Annotated in this window: 20 protein-coding genes; 7 read left to right on the top strand and 13 right to left on the bottom strand. The window is 67.5% G+C overall.

Going from position 1 to position 21,820, the window contains the following annotated elements:
* Positions 1–2: 2 nt before the first annotated feature.
* Positions 3–2,762, bottom strand: coding sequence for a magnesium-translocating P-type ATPase (gene mgtA / locus QMZ25_RS13555; protein WP_283219779.1), 2,760 nt, complete (start codon positions 2,760–2,762; stop codon positions 3–5).
* Between the two features lie 64 nt (positions 2,763–2,826).
* Positions 2,827–3,126 carry a hypothetical protein gene (locus QMZ25_RS13550; RefSeq protein ID WP_065182320.1) on the bottom strand — a complete coding sequence of 100 codons (300 nt, stop codon included), beginning with the start codon at positions 3,124–3,126 and terminating at the stop codon, positions 2,827–2,829.
* A 375-nt stretch (positions 3,127–3,501) separates the two neighbouring features.
* Here QMZ25_RS13550 and QMZ25_RS13545 point away from each other — a divergent pair, with 375 nt between their 5' ends.
* The 4 genes from QMZ25_RS13545 to QMZ25_RS13530 are packed head-to-tail and all read left to right on the top strand — an operon-like array spanning position 3,502 to position 9,837.
* Positions 3,502–4,683 carry an efflux RND transporter periplasmic adaptor subunit gene (locus QMZ25_RS13545; protein WP_053515919.1) on the top strand — a complete coding sequence of 394 codons (1,182 nt, stop codon included), beginning with the start codon at positions 3,502–3,504 and terminating at the stop codon, positions 4,681–4,683.
* A complete protein-coding gene (locus QMZ25_RS13540) occupies positions 4,680–7,793 on the top strand; it encodes a multidrug efflux RND transporter permease subunit (RefSeq protein ID WP_111186906.1) in 3,114 nt (1,037 codons plus the stop codon). The genes QMZ25_RS13545 and QMZ25_RS13540 overlap by 4 nt, the downstream gene beginning before the upstream one ends.
* Positions 7,790–8,479: a heavy metal response regulator transcription factor gene (locus QMZ25_RS13535; protein ID WP_053515914.1), complete on the top strand. Its 690-nt coding sequence runs from the start codon at positions 7,790–7,792 to the stop codon at positions 8,477–8,479. Before QMZ25_RS13540 ends, QMZ25_RS13535 begins: the two co-directional genes overlap by 4 nt.
* Entirely contained in the window at positions 8,476–9,837 is a 1,362-nt protein-coding gene (locus QMZ25_RS13530; RefSeq protein WP_065176097.1) for a heavy metal sensor histidine kinase, read from the top strand. The genes QMZ25_RS13535 and QMZ25_RS13530 overlap by 4 nt, the downstream gene beginning before the upstream one ends.
* Positions 9,838–9,846: 9 nt before the next feature.
* Here QMZ25_RS13530 and pip read toward each other — a convergent pair whose 3' ends face one another.
* On the bottom strand, positions 9,847–10,806 hold the full coding sequence (gene pip, locus QMZ25_RS13525) for a prolyl aminopeptidase (RefSeq protein ID WP_065182358.1): 960 nt from the start codon (positions 10,804–10,806) through the stop codon (positions 9,847–9,849).
* A 61-nt stretch (positions 10,807–10,867) separates the two neighbouring features.
* Between pip and QMZ25_RS13520 the strand changes: the two genes are divergently transcribed.
* Positions 10,868–11,971 carry a crosslink repair DNA glycosylase YcaQ family protein gene (locus tag QMZ25_RS13520; RefSeq protein WP_283219778.1) on the top strand — a complete coding sequence of 368 codons (1,104 nt, stop codon included), beginning with the start codon at positions 10,868–10,870 and terminating at the stop codon, positions 11,969–11,971.
* Positions 11,972–12,008: 37 nt separating this feature from the next.
* On the opposite strand, the gene QMZ25_RS13515 is transcribed toward QMZ25_RS13520, so the two are convergent.
* The 3 genes from QMZ25_RS13515 to QMZ25_RS13505 form a co-directional block, all read right to left on the bottom strand.
* A complete protein-coding gene (locus QMZ25_RS13515; protein WP_283219777.1) occupies positions 12,009–12,569 on the bottom strand; it encodes a mechanosensitive ion channel domain-containing protein in 561 nt (186 codons plus the stop codon).
* Positions 12,570–12,574: 5 nt separating this feature from the next.
* Positions 12,575–13,441, bottom strand: coding sequence for a glucose 1-dehydrogenase (locus QMZ25_RS13510; RefSeq protein ID WP_065182316.1), 867 nt, complete (start codon positions 13,439–13,441; stop codon positions 12,575–12,577).
* A gap of 102 nt (positions 13,442–13,543) precedes the next feature.
* Complete coding sequence (locus tag QMZ25_RS13505; RefSeq protein WP_065176094.1) at positions 13,544–13,927, bottom strand: sensory rhodopsin transducer; 384 nt, start codon at positions 13,925–13,927, stop codon at positions 13,544–13,546.
* A gap of 29 nt (positions 13,928–13,956) precedes the next feature.
* Here QMZ25_RS13505 and QMZ25_RS13500 point away from each other — a divergent pair, with 29 nt between their 5' ends.
* The gene (locus QMZ25_RS13500) at positions 13,957–14,973 is read left to right on the top strand and encodes a TIGR03885 family FMN-dependent LLM class oxidoreductase (protein WP_229765776.1); all 1,017 of its coding nucleotides are present in this window, start codon (positions 13,957–13,959) and stop codon (positions 14,971–14,973) included.
* Here the strand turns inward: QMZ25_RS13500 and QMZ25_RS13495 are convergent.
* A complete protein-coding gene (locus QMZ25_RS13495; protein ID WP_065182314.1) occupies positions 14,943–16,529 on the bottom strand; it encodes an alpha-amylase family glycosyl hydrolase in 1,587 nt (528 codons plus the stop codon). The two genes, QMZ25_RS13500 and QMZ25_RS13495, sit on opposite strands and share 31 nt — an antisense overlap.
* Positions 16,530–16,690: 161 nt before the next feature.
* Here QMZ25_RS13495 and QMZ25_RS13490 point away from each other — a divergent pair, with 161 nt between their 5' ends.
* Positions 16,691–17,482, top strand: a complete 792-nt coding sequence (locus QMZ25_RS13490) for an exodeoxyribonuclease III (RefSeq protein WP_283219776.1) — start codon at positions 16,691–16,693, stop codon at positions 17,480–17,482.
* Between the two features lie 44 nt (positions 17,483–17,526).
* Here QMZ25_RS13490 and QMZ25_RS13485 read toward each other — a convergent pair whose 3' ends face one another.
* The 6 genes from QMZ25_RS13485 to QMZ25_RS13460 all read right to left on the bottom strand — a co-directional run bounded on the left by QMZ25_RS13485 (position 17,527) and on the right by QMZ25_RS13460 (position 21,802).
* Positions 17,527–17,721: a hypothetical protein gene (locus QMZ25_RS13485; protein ID WP_065176092.1), complete on the bottom strand. Its 195-nt coding sequence runs from the start codon at positions 17,719–17,721 to the stop codon at positions 17,527–17,529.
* A complete protein-coding gene (locus QMZ25_RS13480; protein WP_283219775.1) occupies positions 17,718–18,350 on the bottom strand; it encodes a DNA-3-methyladenine glycosylase in 633 nt (210 codons plus the stop codon). The genes QMZ25_RS13485 and QMZ25_RS13480 overlap by 4 nt, the downstream gene beginning before the upstream one ends.
* Before the next feature lie 69 nt (positions 18,351–18,419).
* The gene (locus tag QMZ25_RS13475) at positions 18,420–19,379 is read right to left on the bottom strand and encodes a cation diffusion facilitator family transporter (protein WP_053515898.1); all 960 of its coding nucleotides are present in this window, start codon (positions 19,377–19,379) and stop codon (positions 18,420–18,422) included.
* A 70-nt stretch (positions 19,380–19,449) separates the two neighbouring features.
* On the bottom strand, positions 19,450–20,061 hold the full coding sequence (locus tag QMZ25_RS13470) for an AprI/Inh family metalloprotease inhibitor (protein WP_283219774.1): 612 nt from the start codon (positions 20,059–20,061) through the stop codon (positions 19,450–19,452).
* A 134-nt stretch (positions 20,062–20,195) separates the two neighbouring features.
* Positions 20,196–20,453: a hypothetical protein gene (locus QMZ25_RS13465; protein WP_053515893.1), complete on the bottom strand. Its 258-nt coding sequence runs from the start codon at positions 20,451–20,453 to the stop codon at positions 20,196–20,198.
* On the bottom strand, positions 20,450–21,802 hold the full coding sequence (locus QMZ25_RS13460; RefSeq protein WP_283219773.1) for a TFIIB-type zinc ribbon-containing protein: 1,353 nt from the start codon (positions 21,800–21,802) through the stop codon (positions 20,450–20,452). Before QMZ25_RS13460 ends, QMZ25_RS13465 begins: the two co-directional genes overlap by 4 nt.
* Between the last annotated feature and the right edge of the window lie 18 nt (positions 21,803–21,820).

Below are 21,820 nucleotides of genomic sequence, written 5' to 3'. Positions count from 1 at the left end.
GCCTACTGCCAGCCGTAGCGACGGATGTAGAGCTTCTTCAGTGCAGTGGTCAGTGCGGCATAGCCGAACAGGATCGCCACCAGGAACGGCCAGTACCCTGCCGGCAGTGCCTGCAGCCTGAAGTAGGCGGCCAGCGGGCTCATCGGCAGGATCACGCCCAGGGCCATGATCAGTCCCGTCATCAGCAGCAGCGGTGGCGCGGCGATGCTCTGCAGGAACGGCAGCTTCGGCGTGCGGATCATGTGCACGATCAGGGTCTGGGTCAGCAGGCCGACGACGAACCAGCCTGACTGGAACAGGCCCTGGTCGGCGGGTGTGCGAGCGTCGAACACGTACCACATCAGGGCGAAGCAGCTGAGGTCGAAGACCGAGCTGATCGGTCCGAAGAACACCATGAAGCGGCCGATGTCCGCCGGGTTCCATTTCAGCGGCTGCCGCACCAGGTCCTCGTCCACGTTGTCGAACGGAATGGCAATCTGCGAAACGTCGTACAGCAGGTTCTGCACCAGCAGCTGCAGCGGCAGCATCGGCAGGAACGGCAGGAAGGCGGACGCTACCAGCACCGAGAACACGTTGCCGAAGTTGGAGCTGGCGGTCATGCGGATGTACTTGAGCATGTTGCAGAAGGTGCGCCGGCCCTGGATCACGCCTTCCTCCAGCACCGTCAGGTTCTTTTCCAGCAGGATGATGTCGGCCGCTTCCTTGGCGATGTCCACGGCGCTGTCGACGCTGATGCCGATGTCGGCGGCGCGCAGCGCGGGCGCATCATTGATGCCGTCGCCGAGAAAGCCGACCACCTTGCCCTGCGCGCGCAGCTGGCGTACCAGTCGTTCCTTGTGCAGCGGCGTCAGGCGGGCAAACACGCGGTGGTGCTGCAGGGCGTGTGCCAGCGCTTCATCGCCCATGCGTTCGATCTGCGGGCCGGTCAGGATCGTGTCCGCGTCGAGTCCGACCTGGGCACAGACACGGGCGGTGACCAGTTCGTTGTCGCCGGTGAACACCTTGACCTCGACGCCATGCATCGCCAGTGCCTGCAGTGCCTGTGCAGCCGATTCCTTGGGCGGATCAAGAAAGGCCACGTAGCCGATCAGGGTCAGTCCACATTCGTCGGACTGGGTGTAGGTCGCCTGCTGCGCGCTGGTTTCCTTCATCGCCACCGCCACAACCCGCAGGCCCTGTTCGTTCAGTTCCTCGGTGGTCTGCCGGACCCGCGCCAGCCGCCGTTCGTCCAGTGGCATGTCGTGGCCGTTCTCGCGCACGGTGGAGCACACCGCGAGCATCTCCTCGACCGCGCCCTTGCAGATCAGCTCATGGTGATTCCCGCATTCGGATACCACGACCGACATGCGGCGGCGCTCGAAGTCGAACGGTATCTCGTCCACCTTCCGGTAGTCCTGGCTCAGGCGCAGCGAGCTCTGCAGTTCCACGTGCTCCAGCACGGCGCGGTCCAGCAGATTGATCAGGCCGGTCTGGAAGTGGCTGTTGAGATAGGCGAACTTCAGCACGTCTTCCGAGTCACGGCCGAACACGTCGGTATGCCGTTCCAGGGCGATCCGGTCCTGGGTGAGCGTGCCGGTCTTGTCGGTGCACAGCACGTCCATGGCACCGAAGTTCTGGATGGCGTCCAGGCGCTTGACGATCACCTTGCGGCGCGACAGCAGCACCGCCCCCTTGGCCAGGGTGGAGGTGACGATCATCGGCAGCATTTCCGGGGTCAGGCCGACCGCCACCGACAGGGCAAACAGGAAGGCTTCGGTCCAGTCACCCTTGGTCCAGCCATTGACCAGCAGCACGAACGGCACCATCACCAGGGCGAAGCGGATCAGCAGCCAGCTGACACTGTTGACCCCGGCCTGGAAGGCCGTGGATGCACGGTCGCTGGCGATGCTGCGCTCGGCCAGAGTGCCGAAATACGTGCGGTTGCCGGTAGCCAGTACCACCGCGGTGGCCGTGCCGGAGACCACGTTGGTACCCATGAACAGCAGGTTGTGCTGATCGAGCAGGCCGGCCTGCGCATCGCCCGGATGGGCGAACTTCTCCACCGGCAGTGATTCCCCGGTCATGGCCGCCTGGGCCACGAACAGATCCTTGGCCGACAGCACCCGGCAGTCGGCCGGAATCATGTCGCCGGCCGAGAGCACGAGGTGATCGCCGGGTACCAGCTCGCGGATCGGCAGGTCCAGCAGCCGTGAGGGCCGCCGGCTGTGCAGGTGCGCACCGAAGTACTGATCGGCCAGGTCTGCCGCTTCCGTTCCAGGGGTGCGCCGCAGTACACGCGCCGTGTTCCCCACCAGTGCCTTCAGCCGTTCAGCGGCGCGGTTGGAACGCCCTTCCTGGACGAAGCGGATCAGGGTGGACAACAGCACCATCGCGCCGATCACCACCATGGCCTTCGCATCCTCCGTCAGCCAGGAGACCGCTGCCAGCACGGTCAACAGCAGGTTGAACGGATTGCGGTAGCACTGCCACAGGTGGCGCCACCACGGCAGCGGCTTTTCGTGATCGACTTCGTTCGGGCCGAGGGCGGCCAGCCGTTCGTCCGCCTCGTGCTGGCCCAGGCCATCGGCGTGCGAGTCCAGCCTGCTCAGCAGGTGCGCTTCATCGAGCTGCGCCAAGGTGACCAGTCCGGCGGTGAGGTTGAACGGTACGCTCCCGCTGTTGCCGGGACCGAAGCCGGCTTCGGGCATCGCCCGGCGCCGGAACAGGTTGCCGGCGCGCCGGCTGCGCAGGAAAGCGTTGAACCAGGCATTGAGCAGGCTCATGGGGAACTCCTTGATGGGGCCGGCGCAGGACCGGCACGCAGGGGGCAGGGCGTCGCGTCGCCGTTCAGGCGGAGCGCAGGGCCAGTACGTCAGGCGACCAGGGCTGCATGCGAAGGCGCTGGCTGCCGCCGATGCACAGCGGCTTCATCGCGTCGCGGAGGGGGTAGGGCAGATGGCGCAGGACGCTGATGCGCTCGCTGATCGGCAGCAACGAAAGGACGTCGGCCACCACGCGTGGCGAGCCCAGCGCCAGCGAACGCGCAAACAGCACTGGGCCATGCACCCACAGCTGGCTGCGCAGGGCGGTGACATCGCGCGTACCCATCAGGCGGCGCAGGGTGATGTAGAGGGTCTTGCAGGACATGGGGGCACTCTCCAGGCAGGTGCGCCTGGCGGCCCCCCGCACTCACGCAGGCAGGGACCGGCCGCCAGGCGCCCGGTACGGGCGGAAACAGGCAGGCAGGGGCGCGTTGCGCCCGGCAGGGTCGGGATCCATCGGCGTCTCCGTGCAGGTGGGAAGGGGCTGCCGGGCGCGTTTCCCGGCGGTGGTGCCATTGTCGGCCGCTGGCCGGGCACGGCCTAGAGGCCCGTGGGTTAGCGTCGCTATACCTTGGTATAGCGGCCGCAGTCGAAGCTGACGGAATTGTCAGGCAGGCGACAGCATGGTGCCGGAGGTTGCCACCCAGGATGACGGCAGGCCTGCGCAGACCGGCGCGGGCACCGGATTGGACCCCCTGCCATGCGATTGCCTGATGTCACTGCGCTGCTGCGCCGCCGCCACCTCGCGCTGGGAGCGGCACTGCTGGTTGCCCTGTTGCTGGCGATGTTGTTCCACGGCGTTTCCCGCGGCGACGCACAGCCCAGCGCGGCACCACCACCGGTACCGGTGGTCACCACGCGCGTCGAGCAGCGTGATGTCCCGCACTGGCGAAGCGGCGTCGGCACGGTGCAGTCGCTGCAGAGCACCGTGCTGCGCCCGCAGGTGGATGGCGTGCTGACCGAAGTGCTGTTCGAGGAAGGGCAGAAGGTGCGCAAGGGGCAACTGCTCGCGCGTATCGATGATCGCGCCATCCGTGCCGGTCTGGGCGGTGCACAGGCGGCGCTGGTGCGCGACCGCGCCACGCTGGACGCGGCGCGCTCGGATCTGTCACGGCTGCAGCATCTGTCCAGCGACCAGCTGGTGTCGCGGCAGATGCTGGAGCAGCAGGCCGCCACCGTGCAGCAGTTGCAGGCCACCGGCCGCGGCAACCAGGCTGCGGTGGACGCAGCGCAGGTGCAGCTCTCGTATACGCGCATCGTGGCGCCGATGGACGGCCGCATCGGTCTGCGCCAGGTGGATCCGGGCAATCTGGTGCGCGCCAGTGACACGCAGGGGTTGGTGACCGTGCAGCAGACCGATCCGATCTCGGTGGTGTTCGCGCTGCCGCAGGACGCGCTGCCGCAGCTGCGACAGGCGCTCGCCGCAGGCGGCGCACAGGTGCAGGCACTGGACCGCGAGGGTGGCCAGCTGCTGGCTGAGGGCACGTTGCAGGTGATCGACAACCAGGTGGACGAGGCCTCCGGTACGGTGCGGCTGCGCGCGCGCTTCAGCAATGCGTCCGACCAGCTGTGGCCCGGACAGCTGGTCAGCGTGCGGGTGCGCACCGGCCAGAGCACGGGCGCGCTGGTGCTGGATGCCGCGGCGATCCAGCGTGGCGTGCAGGGCAGCTTCGTCTACCGCGTGGTCGCTGATGGCAGCGTGGAATCGCTGCCGGTCACGGTCGGTGAACAGGACGGCGGGCAGGTGGTCGTGCAGGGTGAGCTGCGGGTCGGCGATGTGGTGGTACGCGATGGACAGTCGCGGCTGCGGCCGGGCACGGTGGTGGCCGAGGCCAAACCCGCCGCGGCGCCTGCAGCGGTCCGGCGCGGGGCGGCACCGTGAGCGCGCGCACCTCGCTGTCCAGCTGGTTCGTTCATCACCCGGTCGCCACGACCCTGTTGACCCTGGCGGTGGTGCTGCTGGGCGTGGCAGCATTGCCGCGCCTGCCGGTGGCGCCGTTGCCGGAGGCTGAGTTCCCGACCATCCGGGTCAATGCCAATCTGCCCGGTGCCAGCGCCGAGACCATGGCCTCGGCGGTGGCCACGCCACTGGAAACCCAGCTGACGGGCGTGCCCGGCATCATCGAGATGACCTCGACCAGTGCACTGGGCAGCACTTCGATCACCCTGCAGTTCGATCTGGAAAAGAACATCGACACGGCCGCGCAGGAAGTGCAGGCGGCGATCAACGCCGCCGCCGGCCGCCTGCCCAGTGAACTGCCGAACATGCCGACGTGGCGCAAGGTGAATCCGGCCGACAGCCCCATCCTGGTGCTCAGCGTGGTGTCGACCCAGATGTCGATGACCGAACTGAGCGATCTGGCCGAGAGCCGACTTGCACGCTCGATCAGCCAGATCAGCGGCGTTTCGGAGGTCGGCATCGTCGGCCAGCAGCGTCCGGCGATCCGCATCCAGGCCCAGCCGGAGCGGCTGGCGGCGATGGGCCTGACCCTGTCCGACCTGCGTGGCGTGGCGCAGAACGCCAGCCTCAACCAGGCCAAGGGTGCACTGATGGGCGAGCAGCGCACGTCCACCTTCGAAGCCAACGACCAGCTGTTCAGTGCCCAGGACTACCGGCGCCTGGTCGTTGCCTATCGTGACGGCGCACCGGTGGTGCTGGGTGATGTCGCGCAGGTGATCGACGGCGCCGAGAATGCCTACGTGCAGGCGTGGCCGAACGGCCAGCCTGGGGTCGGCCTGATCATCAGCCGGCAGCCCGGCGCGAACATCGTGCGCACCACCGATGCGGTGCTGGCCGCCTTGCCGGAACTGAGCGCGAACCTGCCGGCCAGCGTCGATGTGGAGGTGCTCAACGACCGTACGCGCACCATCCGCGCGTCGCTGCACGAGGTGGAGCTCACCCTGGTACTGACCATCGTGCTGGTGGTGCTGGTGATGGGCCTGTTCCTGCGCCAGCTTTCCGCCACGCTGATCGTCGGCGCGGTACTGGTGGTCGCGCTGGTGGCGACCTTCGCCGCGATGTACGTGGCCGGCTTCAGCCTCAACAACCTGACCTTGGTGGCACTGGTGGTTGCGGTCGGCTTCGTGGTCGACGACGCGATCGTCGTGGTTGAGAACATCCACCGTCACCGCGAGGCCGGGCTCGGTCCGGTGGACGCCGCCCTGAAGGGCGCCGGCGAAATCGGCTTCACCGTGGTCTCGATCAGCCTGTCGTTGATTGCCGCCTTCATCCCGCTGCTGTTCATGGGCGGGGTGGTCGGGCGCCTGTTCGCCGAGTTCGCGCTGACCATCACCGTGGCGATCCTGATTTCCATCGTCGCCTCGCTGACTCTGGCACCGATGATGGCCGCGCACCTGATGAAGCGCATGCCGGCGCACCGGGACAGCGAGCGGACCCTGGCCGGGCGCCTGCTGGCCGGCTACGACCGCAGCCTGCAATGGGCCCTGCGCCGCCAGCGGCTGGTGCTGGCAGGCTTCGGCCTGACCGTGGCGGTGGCGGTGGCCTCTTACATAGTGATTCCCAAAGGCTTCTTTCCCCTGCAGGACACCGCCTTCGTGTTCGCCACCACCGAGGCGGCGCAGGACATCGGCTACGAGGACATGGTGGCCAAGCACCAGCAGCTCGCGCGCATCGTTGCGGATGATCCGGCCCTGCAGGCCTACAACCACGCGGTCGGCGCCACTGCCGGCAGCCAGACGCTGTCCAACGGCCGCTTCTGGTTCGTGCTGAAGGACCGCGGCGACCGCGATGTGGACGTGCACGGCTTCATTGACCGGGTGCGGGCGAAGATGGCCAGCGTGCCCGGCATCACCGTGTACATGCGCGCGGCGCAGGACATCAATCTCGGCGCCGGGCCGGCGCGGACGCAGTACCAGTACGCCCTGCGCGGACAGGACAGCCGCGAGCTGTCGCAGTGGGCCGAGCAGCTGACCGAGCGGCTGCGGGGCCTGCCGCAGCTGCGTGACGTGTCCAATGACCAACAGGTCGGCGCCAGCGTGACCCGGCTGGAGATCGACCGCACGGCAGCGGCGCGCTTCGGCCTGACCGCCAACGACATCGACCAGGTGCTCTACGATGCCTTCGGCCAGCGCCAGATCAACGAGTTCCAGACCGAAACCAACCAGTACCGGGTCATCCTGGAAATCGCGCCGGGCATGCTGGGGCAGGTCGATGCGCTGTCCTACTTCCACCTGCGTTCGCCATTGACCGGGCAGATGGTGCCGCTGTCGGCCGTGGCTCAGGTGCAGCCCCCGGGCAATGGTCCGCTGTCGATCAGCCATAACGGCATGCTGCCGGCGGTGAACCTGTCCTTCAATCTGGCCCCCGGCGTTTCACTGGGCGAAGCGGTCGGCCTGGTGGAGCAGGCGCAGGCGCAGATCGGCATGCCTGCCAGCATCAGCGGCCGCTTCCAGGGCACGGCACAGGCCTTCCAGGAGTCGCTGGCCAGCCAGCCGCTGCTGATCCTCGCGGCCCTGCTGGCGGTCTACATCATCCTCGGCGTGCTGTACGAGAGTTTCGTGCACCCGCTGACCATCCTGTCCACTCTGCCGTCGGCCGGTATCGGCGCGGTGCTGATGCTCTGGCTGTGGGGGCTGGACTTCTCGATCATGGCGCTGATCGGCATCGTGCTGCTGATCGGCATCGTTAAGAAGAACGGCATCCTGATGGTCGATTTCGCCCTCGACGCACAGCGCAACCGCGGGCTGGCGCCGCTGGAGGCGATCCACGAGGCCTGCCTGACCCGGTTCCGCCCGATCATGATGACCACGCTGGCCGCGTTGCTCGGTGCCATTCCGCTGATGATCGGTTTCGGTACGGGTTCGGAACTGCGCCAGCCGCTGGGCGTGGCGGTGGTCGGTGGCCTGCTGATCAGCCAGCTGTTGACCCTGTACAGTACCCCGGTGATCTACCTGGCCCTGGACCGCCTGTTCCTGCAGCGTCGCCGCGAGCGCAGGGAGGCGGCGGGCGCTGCCCTGGCGGACCCTGGATGAAACTGCTGATCGTGGAAGATGAAGGCAAGACCGCCCATTACCTGCGCACCGGCCTGGGCGAGCAGGGCTGGGCGGTGGATCTGGCTGCAGACGGTGTCACCGGCCTGCATCTGGCGCGCGAGTTCGACTACGACGTGATCGTGCTGGATGTGATGCTGCCGGGCATGGATGGCTTCAGCGTGCTGCGCGAGCTGCGCCGCAGCAAGCAGACACCGGTGATCATGCTGACCGCGCGGGACCGCGTGGATGATCGCGTGCACGGCCTGGGGCAGGGCGCCGACGACTACCTGGTCAAGCCGTTCTCGTTCATCGAACTGCTGGCGCGGCTGCAGGCCCTGGTGCGGCGTGGGCGCCAGCAGGAGCCGACCGAACTGCAGGTGGGCGATCTGCAGGTGAACCTGCTGGCCCGGCGGGCCTACCGCGATGGCTCGCGGCTGGACCTGACCGGCAAGGAGTTCGCGCTGCTGGCGCTGCTGGCACAGCGGCGGGGCCAGATCCTGTCCAAGACGGTGATCGCCGCCCAGGTCTGGGACATCAATTTCGACAGCAATACCAATGTGGTCGAAGTGGCGATCAAGCGCCTGCGCGGCAAGATCGACGGCCCTTACCCGAGCAAGCTGCTGCATACCGTGCGCGGCATGGGCTACGTGCTGGAAGTGCGCGAGGACGAGGGTGGGCGGGGATGAGGATGTCGATCGCCCAGCGCCTGTCGGCGATGTTCGCGCTGGCCGCATTGCTGGTGTTTGCGCTGCTGGGCGTGGGCGTCTATGGCGTGCTCGAGCGGCAGGTGGTGCGCTACCAGCATGCGGAACTGCAGACCAAGCTGCACGCGGTCAGTGGCAGCGTCGCGATGTGCGACAGCACCGAGCGCTGGAACAAGGTGCGCGAGAAGGTCGGCAACCTGATCTCAGGCGACCGCGACACCCTGGTCTGGGCATGGAGCGAGAACCCCACATTCCGCATCGGCCAGGCAGAGCCGCAGGTGCAGGCCCCCGGCAAGGGTGACAACGGCATGGGCACGCTGCCGCGTGAGGGCGGGCACCCGCTGCGCACGCTGTATGAGCGGGTGCCGGGCAAGGGCGCGCGACCGGATGTGGACCTGTGGATCGGCATCGACTCGGAGCCCTATACGCAGGCGCTGCAGCGCTTCGGCGTTGCGTTGTGGGTGGCCGGCGGGCTGGGCGTGCTGCTGGTGGCCGGGCTTGGCTACTGGATCGCCCGGCTGGGGCTGGCCCCGCTGCGGGCGCTGTCCAACGAGGCACGCTCGCTCAGCCCGCAGCGGCTGTCGCAGCGCCTGGCCGCGCAGGGACTGCCGGCCGAACTGGGCCACCTCACGCAGGCCTTCAACGGCGCGCTGGATCGGTTGGAAGCAGCGTACACGCGGCTGGACGGGTTCAACGCGGACGTCGCGCACGAGCTGCGCACCCCCCTGGCCAATCTGATGGGACAGACCCAGGTGGCCCTGTCCCGTCCGCGTGATGTGGCGGCGCTGCAGGAGGTCATGCAGTCCAACCTGGAGGAACTGGAGCGCCTGCGTGCGATCGTCAACGATATGTTGTTCCTGTCGCGGGCCGGCCAGGGCGATATCGCGGTGGAAACGCGTCAGGTCCAGCTGGCAGACGAGGTCGCCACCGCCGGTGAATTCATGGAATTCCTGTTCGAAGAGGCCCAGCTGACGTTGCATGTCGAAGGCGACGCCACCGCCCGCATCGATCCGTCGTTGTTCCGCCGCGCGCTGACCAACCTGTTGCACAACGCCGTGCAGCATGCGCGTCCAGGCAGCGACGTGCGTGTGCAGCTGCAGTCCGAAGGCGACGGCGTGCGGGTGGCCGTGCTGAATGAAGGCAACGGCATCGCCGCCGAGCATCTGCCCCTGCTGTTCGAGCGCTTCTACCGGGTCGACCAGGCCCGTGAGTATCGGGGCGAGCGCCATCACGGGCTGGGGTTGTCCATCGTCAAGGCCATCGCCGCACTGCATGGCGGCGAAGTGTTCGTGGCCAGTTCGGACGGTCTGACGACGGTCGGCTTCACCGTGGCACGGTGAAGGAACGATTCAGCCGGGCTGGCCGAAACGGTCGGCGAAGTCGTCGGTCGCGCGCACCAGCGCGTCGGTCGTGGCCGCTTCGTTCGCACTGTGGCCGGCAATCACCATCTCCAGCCTGGCTTCCGGCCACGCCTTGGCCAGTTCCCACGCGCTGCGTGGCGGACAGATGATGTCGTAGCGGCCCTGTACGATCACCGCCGGGAGGTGGCGGATCCGCTCCACATCGCGCAGCAGCTGGCCGGGCTCAAGGAAGGCCCCGTTGCGGAAGTAGTGCGCTTCTATCCGGGCCTTGGCCAGGGTATCCATCGGGTCGCTGCTGGATTCGGCGGTCACCTCGTGCTGCAGGGTCGCAGCATTGTCCTCCCAGCCCAGCCACGCCATTGCGGCAGCAATGCGGATGGCGGGGTCCGGGCTGTCCAGGCGTGTCCAGTACGCCTGCAGCAGGTTGCCGCGCTCGTCTTCGGGAATGTGCGCTTCATAGCGGTCCCAGCGCTCCGGAAATATCCAGCGCGCACCGCCCTGCGGCTCGGAAAACCATTGGTTCTCGATGTCCCGCCCCAGATACACGCCGCGCACAATGAGGCCGGTGGCGCGGGCGGGATAGGCCTGCGCGTACGCCAGCGACAACGTCGAGCCCCAGGAGCCGCCATACACCAGCCAGCGCTCGATACCGAGGTGCTCACGTACCTTCTCGATATCGGCCACCAGTTCCTGCGTGGTGTTGTCGCGCAGTTCGCCGAACGGGGTGGAACGGCCGCTGCCGCGCTGGTCGATCAGCACGATGCGGTACCGCGCCGGGTCGAAGAAGCGACGATGCGTGGGTGAGATGCCGGCACCGGGACCGCCATGCAGATACACCACCGGAATGCCGTCGGGCGTCCCGCACTCTTCGACATGCAGGGTGTGCAGCGTGCTCACGGGCAGAGTGTGCTCGCGATAGGGCGTGATCGGGGGATACAGCGTGCGCATGATGGACGTCAGTGGACCGGGGCCTGACAGCATACCCCCGGCGCGCGCCTACAATGGCGTCATGTCCAGGCAGCCCACTCTCGACGACCTGCGCCGCTACGCGGTGGCGCGCACCCTGTTCCCGCCAACAACGTTGATGGCCGCGATCCGGCGGCTGGGCTTCGTACAGGCCGATCCGATCCGCGCGCCGGCCCGGGCACAGGATCTGACACTGCGGCATCGGGTGAAGGACTATCGGGCCGGTGACCTCGAGCGGCGTTACCCTCGCCTGCCGGTAGAGGAGGACTGCCTGGTCAACTACGGCTTCCTGCCGCGCGAGTACCTGGCGTTGATGCATCCCCGCGTCGCCCGGCGCGCATGGGACGCGGACACCGAACGCCGTGCGGCGGATGTGCTGGCGTTCGTGCGCGAACGTGGCAGCGTGCATCCGCGCGAGGTCGACCAGGCGTTCGCGCACGGCCGGGTGACCAACTACTGGGGCGGCACCAGCAACGCCAGCACGCATCTGCTGGAGGGCATGCACTATCGCGGCCTGCTGCGGGTGCAGCGGCGCGACAGCGGAACGCGCATCTACAGCGTGGCCGAGCATGCGCCGGCGGAGAACAGCGAGGACGGGCGCGTGCGGCGCGCGGCGGCACTGGTCGCGCTGATCGTGCGCAAGTACGCGCCGCTTCCATCGGCCAGCCTGACCTACCTGGCCCGGCTGCTGGGCTACGGCGCACCGCATCTGGCCGAGCAGACCCGGCAGGCGCTGAAGCTGGCGAAAGAACAGCTGGCGAGCGCTACCGTGGAGGGCACCACGTGGTACTGGCCGGCGGACGAGAATCCGCGCTCACGACGGCATGCGCCGAACGAGCAGGTACGCCTGCTGGCGCCGTTCGATCCGGTGGTCTGGGACCGTCGGCGGTTCGAGCTGCTGTGGGGCTGGGTCTACAGGTTCGAGGCCTACACGCCGGCGCCCAAGCGCCAGTATGGCTACTACGCGCTGCCGATGTTGTGGCGCGAGCAGGTGGTGGGGTGGGCCAATGTGACTGTCCGCGACGGCCAGCTTGAGCCATCGCTCGGCTATGCGGGGCGCTCACTGGCGCGCGACCGGCTGTTCCGCAGTGCGCTGGAGGACGAGCTGCAGCGCATGGCGCTGTTTCTGGCAGGCGGGCGCGGGTAGCCGTCGCCGGAAGGACCATCCAGCCGAATGCCCGGCGCTACCCGATCGGCGCCCTGCCATCGCCGCGATGACGGGTGATCCGCTGGAAGAACGATGAGTTGGGGACGCGCACCAGGCAGCCGCGTGCGCCTTCGCCGTGATCGCTGAGCGTCGTGTAGATCAGGTTGATGTCCACCACCTGGCCGCACAACCCTGGCTTGTCCACGCTGTCCAGCACTTCGATGGTGTCGTTGATCCGGAATGGACGGGTCGCCACGATGAGGAAAGAGCAGAACAGGTTGGAGAGAACGCTCCACGCGGCGAAGAACGCCACCGCACCCACCGCCATGAAGCCGGTGAGCGCCGTCCACAGTACCGAGCGCGAGACCCCCAGCCGCTCCAGCACCAGCAGCGCCGCCGCCAGATAGAGCAGCAGCGCTCCACCCCGGCGCAGGCCGACATGCAGTTCCGGCGCCAGTCTGCCGCGTCTGCGCGCTGCAAGCAGAAGCCATGCCAGCGCCCGAACCAACAGCCACGCCACGCCCAGGATCGCCAGCACTTCCGCCATCGGTACCACGGTGGCAAGCCAATCATCGACCCAGGGCGGCCACCTGTTCATCTGTGTCACAGCGTGGCGGCGCCGCCGGAGATGGTGAGCAGCGCGCCAGAGGTGTAGCTCGCGCTGTCCGATGCCAGCATCACGTAGGCTGACGCCAGTTCAGCGGGTTGGCCAGGACGTCCGAAAGGCGTCTGCGAACCGAACTGCTCCACCTCATCGGCGGACATCCCTGCGGGGATGAACGGTGTCCAGATCGGGCCCGGCAGTACGGCGTTGACGCGGATCCTGTGCTCGGCCAGCAGGCCGGCCAGGCCCAGGGTGAGGTTGGCTACGGCACCCTTGGTGGCGGAGTACGGCAGGATGTTGGGCGTCGGCCGCTTGGAGTTCACCGAGGCGGTGTTGATGATCGCCCCACCGCCACGCAGGTGTGGCACGCACAGGCGCGTAAGGTTGAACACGGCGTGCACGTTGGTATCGAACGTGCGTTTCCAGTCGTCGAGCGTGATGTCTTCGAAGTTCTCGTAATAGCGTTGGTAGGCAGCATTGTTGACCAGGATGTCCAGGCCATCGAGTTCGCTGGCGACACGGTCCACCAGCGAGCGTGCCTGTGCGGGGTCGCTGATGTCGCAGGGTACCAGCACGGCCTTGCGACCGGCCTGCTCGATCTGTTGCTGCACGTGACGGGCATCGTCCTGTTCGCCGTCCAGGAAGGCTATGGCCACGTCGGCACCTTCGCGCGCGAAAGCGATGGCCACTGCCGCACCGATTCCGCTGTCGCCGCCGGTGATGAGCGCCTTTCGACCCTGCAGCAGGCCGTAGCCGCGATAGCTGTCCTCACCATGGTCCGGCCGCGGCGTCATCTTCGCGGTCTTGCCGGGGAAGGATTGCTGCTGGGGCGGGAAGGGGGGGCGCGGATAGTCGGGCAGGGTCATCTCGGGAGCTCCTCATCGGGAAACGGCCCCAGTCTGTGCCGCGGCCGGTAAACGATCAGGCGGCGCGCTGTGGTGAGGACGTGGACGCCGCCGGCGACAGATTCACAGCGGGTGGGCGATGGTGGTCATGATGCTGTTGGCGGATTGCCGCGAATCCAGCCGCGTGTGCTGCACCACCAGGGGTTGGTCCGAGGTGATGAGCGTGGCGAAGCCGGTACCGCGCGGCACCGGTTCGGGATCATCCAGGTCATTGAAGCGCAGGTGGCGGGTGCGTCGTGCCGGAATCAGCAGCTGATAGGGGCCTGCCGGCTCGCGGTCCTCGAAGTACAGGACCAGCGTGACATGCGCATCGGTGTCGCCGGCGTTGAGCATGCAGCACGTTTCGTGACTCTGCAGTTCCGGTGAGGGGCCGGTGCTCCAGGCCGGGATGTAGCCCTCGGCGATGGCCCAGCGTCGACGCCCGATGCAGGAGGAAGGCATTTTCATGACGTGGTTTTAGCCGTGAAGGTGTTGCCATGCTGTCCACTACCCGCGCGGAACACGTGATGACCATCGGCTACCACGCTTCCCATGAGCAGTTTGCTCCGGCCACGTTGCTGGGGCTGGCCCTGCGCGCGGAACAGGCCGGCTTCGAAGCGCTGATGTGCTCGGACCACTTCCATCCCTGGACCACCGCGCAGGGGCAGTCGGGCCACAGCTGGGTCTGGGCGGGTGCTCTGGCCGTGCAGAGCGGGTTGACGCTGGGCATGGTGACGTGCCCGATGCTGCGGCAGCATCCCGCACTGGTGGCCCAGGCGGCATCCACCCTGGAACAGCTGGCGCCCGGCCGGATCTGGCTGGCGCTCGGAACCGGTGAGGCGCTGAACGAGCGCGTCACCGGCCGGCCCTGGAATCCCAAGGGCGAACGACAGCAGGCACTGTACGAAGCGGCAGAGGTGATGCGGCGTCTCTGGGCCGGCGAACAGGTGGATCACCGTGGCGCCTTCGATGTGAGGCAGGCGCGTCTCTATAGCCGGCCGGCGTTACCGTTGCCGCTGCTGGGCGCGGCCGTCAGCGAGCAGACCGCGCGCTGGCTGGGCGGCTGGGCCGACGGCCTCATCACCATCAGCCAGCCGTTGCCGCAGCTGCGCCGCGTGGTGGCGGCCTTCGAGGAAGGCGGAGGCGCTGGCAAGCCGATGTACCTGCAGGCGAAGCTGTCCTATGCGCGCGCGGAACAAGCGGCGCTGGAGGGTGCAATGGAACAGTGGAGCGCCAACGTCCTGGCGCCGGAGCTGGCCGAAAACCTGGACCAGCCCGCGCAGTTCGAGGCACGTGCGCGATCGGTGGATGCCGGCACGCTGCGCCGTCACGTGCACGTCTCCGCGGATCCGCGCCGGCATCTGGGCTGGTTGCAGGACCTGCAGGGGCTGGGGTTTGACCGCATCTACCTGCACAACGTGAACCGGGAGCAGGACCGCTTCATCGACGATTTCGCGGCGCACGTGCTGCCGGGGCTGCGCACTCAGGACGCGTCGCCCGCCAGCCAGGCGTAGCCGTGCCCGCGCACCCGGCAACGGGTGCCATCGATGCGCGCGCCATGATTGACCACGGGTGGCAATGATGCCGTGTCCGCCAGGTCGATCTCGATCTCCTCCAATGCGAAGTTGATCAGCGCCAGCGCCTGCGCGGAACCGTCGTCGTAGGCGAGCACCAGCAGCGCAGGCGAGGGTGAGGGCTGCACATGCGGCCCCCGCTGCAGCACTGGATGGGCAGCCCGCTGCTGCAACAGTTCACGCACGCGCAGCAGCAGTGACCCCGGCGTGTCGCGCTGCGCCGCCACGCTGACCGAGCGGTAGCCGAATGGTCCGTCAGCAGGCGGAGCTCGCCACGCGTGGCGAGGATCGTCACAGAACCCTGCGCCGGGACCATCGTGCCAGTGCATCGGCATCCTGACCGCATTGCGCTCCGGCAGTTCCAGGCAGTCCCCCAGCCCGATCTCCTCGCCATAGCGGATGACCGGCACCTGGCCCAACGACAGCAGTGTAGCCCACGCCATGGCCTGCCAATCGACATCGCCGTCCAGCATCGGTGCCAGGCGGCGCCGGATGCCCCGCCGGTAGATGCGCATGCCCGGGTCAGGGGCGAAGCGCTGCATCACTTCCTCGCGCTCCTCCGGTTCCAACTGCTCAAGATCCAGCTCATCGTTGTTGCGCAGCCACGCGATGCGCGTACCGGGCGGCGCGTGTGGACCGTACTCGGCCATGACCCGGGCCACCTCGCTGGCATCACCGCGTGCCAGGGCAAGGAAGAAGTGATTGTTCAGGTGGAAGTCGAGCAGGTGCGACAGACGGCGTCCCTGGCAGATGAAGTCACCGTACTGACCGGCGCTGACATCGGCCTCGCCGATAAGCGGCAGGCCGGGTTGCTGCGCGTCAGCGGTGGCGCGCATGTCTTCCAGCAGCCACAGGCCATCGTCGCGGGGATCGGCCTGGCGTGCGCGTTCGACCATGTAGGGCACGGCGTCGACCCGGAAGCCTGCGACGCCGCGCCGCAGCCAGTGCGTCATCACCCGGTGCAGTTCGTCGCGGACCGGCGCGTGCGCCAGTTCCAGATCGGGTTCATGCCGGTAGAACATATGGCGGTTGAACGCACCGGCCTGGGCATCCCAGCTCCAGGTCGATGCTTCGATCGGCGGGAACATCGGCTGCAGCCCGTCGTCCGGCACCTCGTCACTCCACAGATACCACGGTCGCCAGTGCGGATCGCCCTGCTGCGCCGCGGCGAACCAGGGGTGCGCGCTGGCCGTGTGCTGCATGATCAGCTCGGCAATGATGCCGATGCCGCGCGCGTGCGCGGCATCGATCAGCCGCTGGAAGGCAGCATCGTCGCCCAGTCGAGGGTCGATGCGGTAGTGGTCGGTGACGTCATAGCCGCCGTCACGGCCGGCGTTGCGATAGAAGGGCAGCAGCCAGACATGGCTGACGCCGAGCCACTGAAGATAATCGAGCTTCTCGGTCACGCCGTCGAGCGTGCCCCAGCCGCGCCCTGTGCTGTCGCGGAACAGGTAGGGGTCGACCTGATAGATCGAATGCAGTGGGCGTACCGCCATGGACAGGTTCCTCCGGCGCGGCTGACGGTTGCCCAGCGTGGCGCCACAGGGGGCATGTGACTGTGAACCACATGCATCCGGAGCATGACGCGACCTCGACGGCGCCTGCATGACGGCGCAGGCACAGTGGTAGCTCTGCCCGCCGGCTTCAGGAGTTCTGCATGGCCCGCCGCAAGACGCTGCGCATCGCCACGTTCAACGTCAACGGTATCGGCACGCGCTTGCCCCATCTGCTTGCCTGGCTCGACAGGACATCGCCGGACGTGGTCGCATTGCAGGAGCTGAAGGCCACGGATGCTGCATTCCCGGCCGATGCGCTGGAACAGGCCGGCTACGGTGCACTGTGGCTGGGCGAAGCGCGATGGAATGGCGTGGCCCTGCTGGCAAGGGATGCGGTGCCGGTGGAAAGCCGGCGGCGGTTGCCGGGCGAACCGGCGGATGTGCAGAGCCGCTATCTGGAAGCGGCGGTGCACGGCATCGTCGTGGGTGGTCTCTACCTGCCCAACGGCAATCCCCAGCCGGGCCCCAGGTTCGACTACAAGCTGCGCTGGATGAAGCGCCTCATCAGTCACGCGCGCAGCCTCGTCGATCTCCCGCACCCTGCAGTGCTGCTGGGCGATTTCAACGTCATCCCCACCGAGGCCGATGTGTACGACCCGAAGGCATGGCGCCGCGACGCGCTGTTCCAGCCGGAGGTGCGCGAGCAGTTCGAGCATCTGCTCGCGCAGGGCTGGACCGACGCCCTGCGCAGCGTGCACGGTGACAGCACGATCTACACATTCTGGGACTACTTCCGCCAGCATGCCGAGCGCGACCGGGGACTGCGCATCGATCACCTGCTGCTGAACCCGGTCCTGGCGGCACGCGTGGTGGATGCAGGCGTGGATCGTTGGGTGCGCCTGCAGGACAAGGCCAGCGATCACGCGCCAACGTGGGTGACGGTGCGCACCTGATCCGGATCCGGCGTTGTCCGTCAGCACTGTGGTGGGGCGTCCGCTCAGCGCGTCTGCAACGATGCCTGCAGGGCGGCGGCCAGGGCAGCATCACCTGACATCAGGTCACGCCAGCGCAGGACCACACCCTTGCGCCGGCCTTTTTCCACCAGCTTCAGGCCCTGCGGATCAAGCGTCAGGGTGTAGTGCTGGCCGTCGATCTCCAGTTCACGCCGCAGTGGCCGGTCCAGCGGCGTCATCTGCGTGCTGCCGATGCAGGCCGGGGGGCGCGTGCCGAGACGTGCCGATGGCCGCGGACATGCCAGCGCCACGGAAAGGCGACGGCGCGGCTGATGCCGATCCGCGGGCCGATGACCGGGTCCGTCGGCGGAGGTGTGCCGTCGCGGGCAATGACCACACCGTGGCTGCCCGTCACCAGATCGGCGCCGTCGAAGCTCTTGTCCAGGCCGAATGCCTGGGACAGCTTGCCTGGGCCGCTGGCAAGATCGCGGTCGTGCCGTGCGGCTGGCCTGAGTTCCCGCATCCTGTCGATGCCCTGCACGGGCTCCGCTGCGCGCAGCAGGACTGCCACGCCCTCGTGTTCCTGCCCGCACACCACGTTGCTTCCCCAGTGGATGCCGTAGCTGAAGTACACGTACAGATGCCCGGCCTCCCCGAACATGCTGGCTGTCCGCGGCGTCGGTCCTCGGTAGGAGTGCGCGGCCGGGTCCTGGCTGCCGCCGTAGGCCTCGACCTCGACGATACGGGCCGCCCGTCCATCGCTGCGTATCAGCAGCGCATTCAGGAGTTCGGGGGCGACCTCCTGCGGCGGACGCTGGTAGAAACGGCGCGGCAGGAGCGTCCAGTGATCGGGCAGCCAGTCAGGCACGGCGGTAGCGGGTCGGCGAACGGGGGATCAGTCTGGCGCTGGCAGGGTGAAGCGGATGCGGACGCGGCGTCAATCCGGTGAACGCGGCGCGCGAAGCGCCGCACGCCGGGCGGCGTAGACTTCCGGCGTCTGCGGTTTGACGAACAGCGCCACCAGTTCCGGGTACTCACGCTTGACGGCGTTTTCGATGCGGGTGATGCAGGCCTCGATCTGCGGCGTATGCCGATCATCCTCGAACTCCGCGCTGAGCATGGCCACCACCTGCTCCGGGCCCATCTGCATGGTGGTCACGCCATTGGCGCGGCGCAGATCGGCATCGGTTTCGGCGACGGCCAGGATGCGCTCGGCCACCGCTGGATGGGCAGGCTCGCCCACCAGCAGACCCTTGGTCTCGCGTGCCAGCAGGAACGCAGTCACCGCCAGAACTGCGGCGATGCACAGCGAGGCCACGCCGTCCAGGACCGGCATGTCCAGCAGTTGCGCCGCGACCAGCCCGGCCAGCGCGAATCCGAGACCGAGCAGGGCTGCACTGTCCTCCAGAAGCACGGTGAACGTGGACGGGTCCTTGCTGCGTCGGAACGCCTCGAAATAGCCGAGCCTGCCCTTGGTGCGGCGGAACTCGCGCAGCGCCACCCACCACGACGCGCCTTCGAAGAGGATGGAAATGCCCAGCACGCTGTAGCTCAGCACATGGTGGGTCGCCGGTTCCGGCTGGCGGATGTGCTGGATGCCCTCGTACGCCGACACGCCCGCGCCCGCCGCAAACACCAGCAAGGCCACGATGAAGCTCCAGAAATACAGCTCGCGCCCGTAGCCGAATGGATGCACGGCGTCCGGCGCCTTGCCGGCCCTGCGCAGCCCGTACAGCAACAGCACTTCGTTCAGGGTGTCGACCAGCGAGTGCACGCCTTCACTGAGCATCGCTGAACTGCCGGAGATGCCAGCGGCGATGAATTTGGCCACGGCAATGGCGAGGTTGCCGGCCAGGGCGGCATAGATGACGAGGCGGGGACCGGTGGGGGCGGACATCGCAGGGCGGTTCAAGGAAGGTTGCCTGATCTTCCTGATGCTGCCGTCCCCGGGGCGTGCAGGGCGTCCGTCAGCGACCCTTCGGATTCAGGTAGAGCCGCGCGCCGTCGGACTCGCGAAAGCCAGACCACCGTCCGCCACCCGATGCACGGAAACGGCCGTACACCGTGTTGCTGGTGTCGGTCAGCAGCAACTGGTTACCGGAAAGCAGCCAGCGGCTGGCCGGGAAGAATCCCTCTGGACAGCCCGCCGGCACATAGGCGCTGTAGCCGCCGAACCACTCCATGCTCTTCAGTTCGATCGTGCAGGTGTTCCCGTTCTCCTCGCCCAGCGTCCAAGTGCCGAACAGGTCGCTGTCGCGCAGATCGTGGGGATGGCGGCGTTCCTGGCCCCAGCGATCGGTGTCATCGGGGACGCCGATCTCCAGATCCACGCCGGTGCTCTCGCTGTTCGATTCGGAATGCGTCCGGGAATGGGTGCTGGACTGCGAGGTCATCGAGCCGCTGCTGCCGAAGGCCGTGTCATCGCTGCGCTGGCTTTGGCTCTGGGTGGTCGAGGTCTGGATGGTCTGCGAGGTTTCGGTGCTCTGCTGGCCAAAGCCGAAGGATGCATCCTGGGCCATGACGGGAAGGGACAGGCAGCACAGCGCAGCCAGGCTGGTGCGCGGGAGAAGGGCGGGCATGGCGGGAACCTCGGAAGGGCGACCCGGAAAGCATGCGACCGGCAGGGCGGGAGACCGCGTGATGGTGCCATGCCGCCGCGCAACGGTACGCGATGGCGGGCACCGTGGCGGTGCCCGTCGCCCCGGCCCGGCCCTCAGGGCCTGGGTTTCAGCCGCGCCACGCGTCGTCGGTACTGGTAGACGTTGTCGCCCTCGATGCGGGTGGCCTCGGTGCCGCGCACCTGGCCCACCTTCTGGTCCGAGCCGCTGACGGGCGCGGCCTGCACTTCGGTTTCATGCTCGAAGGCGTGTGATTTGTCGGTATTGCGGTAGTAGCGGTACAGCGCCCAGTACAGCGCGGTCGCGCCGGCCGGACCTGCCGCCAAGAGCCAGAGGCCACTGTCGTCGCTCATGCGGTCGCCATCAGAATGAGGATTGCCACTGCTTCGATGATCGTGCCGGCCGTAAGGGCTGCCAGCAGCATCTTCCACTGCTGCACGGGCACGCTTCCCATGGTTTCGCCGGTACGCCCGTTCACCGCGATGTAGTGCAGCATGCCGCCGTTGCGGCCGGGCTGATGATAGGAGTACAGCCAGACCGGCAGGTACATGGATACCCAGCGGGTGCCATGCACGTCCAGCTGTTCCTGCTCCCAGCGGACGCCCCGGTTGTAGCCGCGCACCGACGCTTCCACCTGTGCGCGCGCGATCGACAGCAGCTGGTCCTCCAGCCGCGGGCGCAGCGTTTCGACATCGAGATTGCGCTTCTCGGACGTGAAGCCGGCCAAGTAGGACGCGTTCCATTTCACCGCGTTCTTGGTGTCGAACGGCAGAATGGTGTTGATGATGTTGTTGGTGTTGGCACTGATGTCCAGATTGCCGCGCTCGGCAGAGGATTCCAGCGGCAGATCGTCGACGGTGAAGTTCACCTGGCGCTCGATCTGGTAGACATCGGCATCGTATACGGTGCGCTTGTTCTTCTCGCTGCCCACGGTGTATCGGCGGGTCTGGATCTCGCCCTTGCCCGCCACGGCGGCGCTGACATTGCTGTCCACGATCATGTACGGCAGGTACACGCCGACCACGTTCTCGGGCGTGAACTGATCCTTGAAGGCTTTCAGGGCGAACAGACGGCGCTTGTCGACGAACTGGCGGATGCGGGCAACCGCATCGTCCTTGCTGATGTGGAACGGCAGTACCGCATCCGGCACCGCGCCATTGGCGATCTGCTCGTTGACGCCGAACACATGCCGGCACCAGTGGCAGCGCGCCGTCATCGTGCTCTCGGTGTTGACCGTGACTTCGGCACCGCAGCCGGTGCATTTGAAGCTCATCAGCGCCGACGCATCGGCATCGATGTCGCGTGCACCGCTGGCAATGATGGTGCCACGCAGCTGGTCGATGTTCTCGCCCAGACCGAACGCCTCTTCCACCCGGGCGCCATGCCATTCGTGACGGCAGTACAGGCAGACCAGGATGTCCGTGCCGAGCTTGGGCCGGATATCGGTGGCGCCGCATTTCGGGCACCGGTTCAGGCCGTCCTTCAACTCGGTGGCGGAGGTGTCAATGGCCAGCGGGTCCGGGGCGTCCACTTCGTCGCGGATCGCCTGCGGCAGCTGCAAGGTGTCCAGCGGGAAGCTGCCGGGTGGGGGAGGGACGTCCCGCGGAGAGCCCGGACCGTCCAACACCGCCTCCGGCAACGGCGGCGGTGTCACAGGGCCGGAAGCGGGCAGCGGAGGCGGTCCGTTGCGTGGATCTGACATGTGCGGTTCGCGTCCTGC

The organism is Stenotrophomonas sp. RS-48 (assembly GCF_030053245.1).
GTDB lineage: Bacteria > Pseudomonadota > Gammaproteobacteria > Xanthomonadales > Xanthomonadaceae > Stenotrophomonas > Stenotrophomonas maltophilia_P.
Note: the sequence above shows the minus strand (reverse complement) of the source record. Positions and strands in the feature narration are given on the sequence as shown.

What these genes read in the sequence shown, in the direction of transcription:
- mgtA (WP_283219779.1), bottom strand. Translation starts at nt 2,762, where the DNA reads ATGAGCCTGCTCAATGCCTGGTTCAACGCTTTCCTGCGCAGCCGGCGC.
- QMZ25_RS13550 (WP_065182320.1), bottom strand. Translation starts at nt 3,126, where the DNA reads ATGTCCTGCAAGACCCTCTACATCACCCTGCGCCGCCTGATGGGTACG.
- QMZ25_RS13545 (WP_053515919.1), top strand. Translation starts at nt 3,502, where the DNA reads ATGCGATTGCCTGATGTCACTGCGCTGCTGCGCCGCCGCCACCTCGCG.
- QMZ25_RS13535 (WP_053515914.1), top strand. Translation starts at nt 7,790, where the DNA reads ATGAAACTGCTGATCGTGGAAGATGAAGGCAAGACCGCCCATTACCTG.
- QMZ25_RS13530 (WP_065176097.1), top strand. Translation starts at nt 8,476, where the DNA reads ATGAGGATGTCGATCGCCCAGCGCCTGTCGGCGATGTTCGCGCTGGCC.
- pip (WP_065182358.1), bottom strand. Translation starts at nt 10,806, where the DNA reads ATGCGCACGCTGTATCCCCCGATCACGCCCTATCGCGAGCACACTCTG.
- QMZ25_RS13520 (WP_283219778.1), top strand. Translation starts at nt 10,868, where the DNA reads ATGTCCAGGCAGCCCACTCTCGACGACCTGCGCCGCTACGCGGTGGCG.
- QMZ25_RS13515 (WP_283219777.1), bottom strand. Translation starts at nt 12,569, where the DNA reads ATGAACAGGTGGCCGCCCTGGGTCGATGATTGGCTTGCCACCGTGGTA.
- QMZ25_RS13510 (WP_065182316.1), bottom strand. Translation starts at nt 13,441, where the DNA reads ATGACCCTGCCCGACTATCCGCGCCCCCCCTTCCCGCCCCAGCAGCAA.
- QMZ25_RS13505 (WP_065176094.1), bottom strand. Translation starts at nt 13,927, where the DNA reads ATGAAAATGCCTTCCTCCTGCATCGGGCGTCGACGCTGGGCCATCGCC.
- QMZ25_RS13500 (WP_229765776.1), top strand. Translation starts at nt 13,957, where the DNA reads ATGCTGTCCACTACCCGCGCGGAACACGTGATGACCATCGGCTACCAC.
- QMZ25_RS13495 (WP_065182314.1), bottom strand. Translation starts at nt 16,529, where the DNA reads ATGGCGGTACGCCCACTGCATTCGATCTATCAGGTCGACCCCTACCTG.
- QMZ25_RS13490 (WP_283219776.1), top strand. Translation starts at nt 16,691, where the DNA reads ATGGCCCGCCGCAAGACGCTGCGCATCGCCACGTTCAACGTCAACGGT.
- QMZ25_RS13485 (WP_065176092.1), bottom strand. Translation starts at nt 17,721, where the DNA reads ATGACGCCGCTGGACCGGCCACTGCGGCGTGAACTGGAGATCGACGGC.
- QMZ25_RS13475 (WP_053515898.1), bottom strand. Translation starts at nt 19,379, where the DNA reads ATGTCCGCCCCCACCGGTCCCCGCCTCGTCATCTATGCCGCCCTGGCC.
- QMZ25_RS13470 (WP_283219774.1), bottom strand. Translation starts at nt 20,061, where the DNA reads ATGCCCGCCCTTCTCCCGCGCACCAGCCTGGCTGCGCTGTGCTGCCTG.
- QMZ25_RS13465 (WP_053515893.1), bottom strand. Translation starts at nt 20,453, where the DNA reads ATGAGCGACGACAGTGGCCTCTGGCTCTTGGCGGCAGGTCCGGCCGGC.
- QMZ25_RS13460 (WP_283219773.1), bottom strand. Translation starts at nt 21,802, where the DNA reads ATGTCAGATCCACGCAACGGACCGCCTCCGCTGCCCGCTTCCGGCCCT.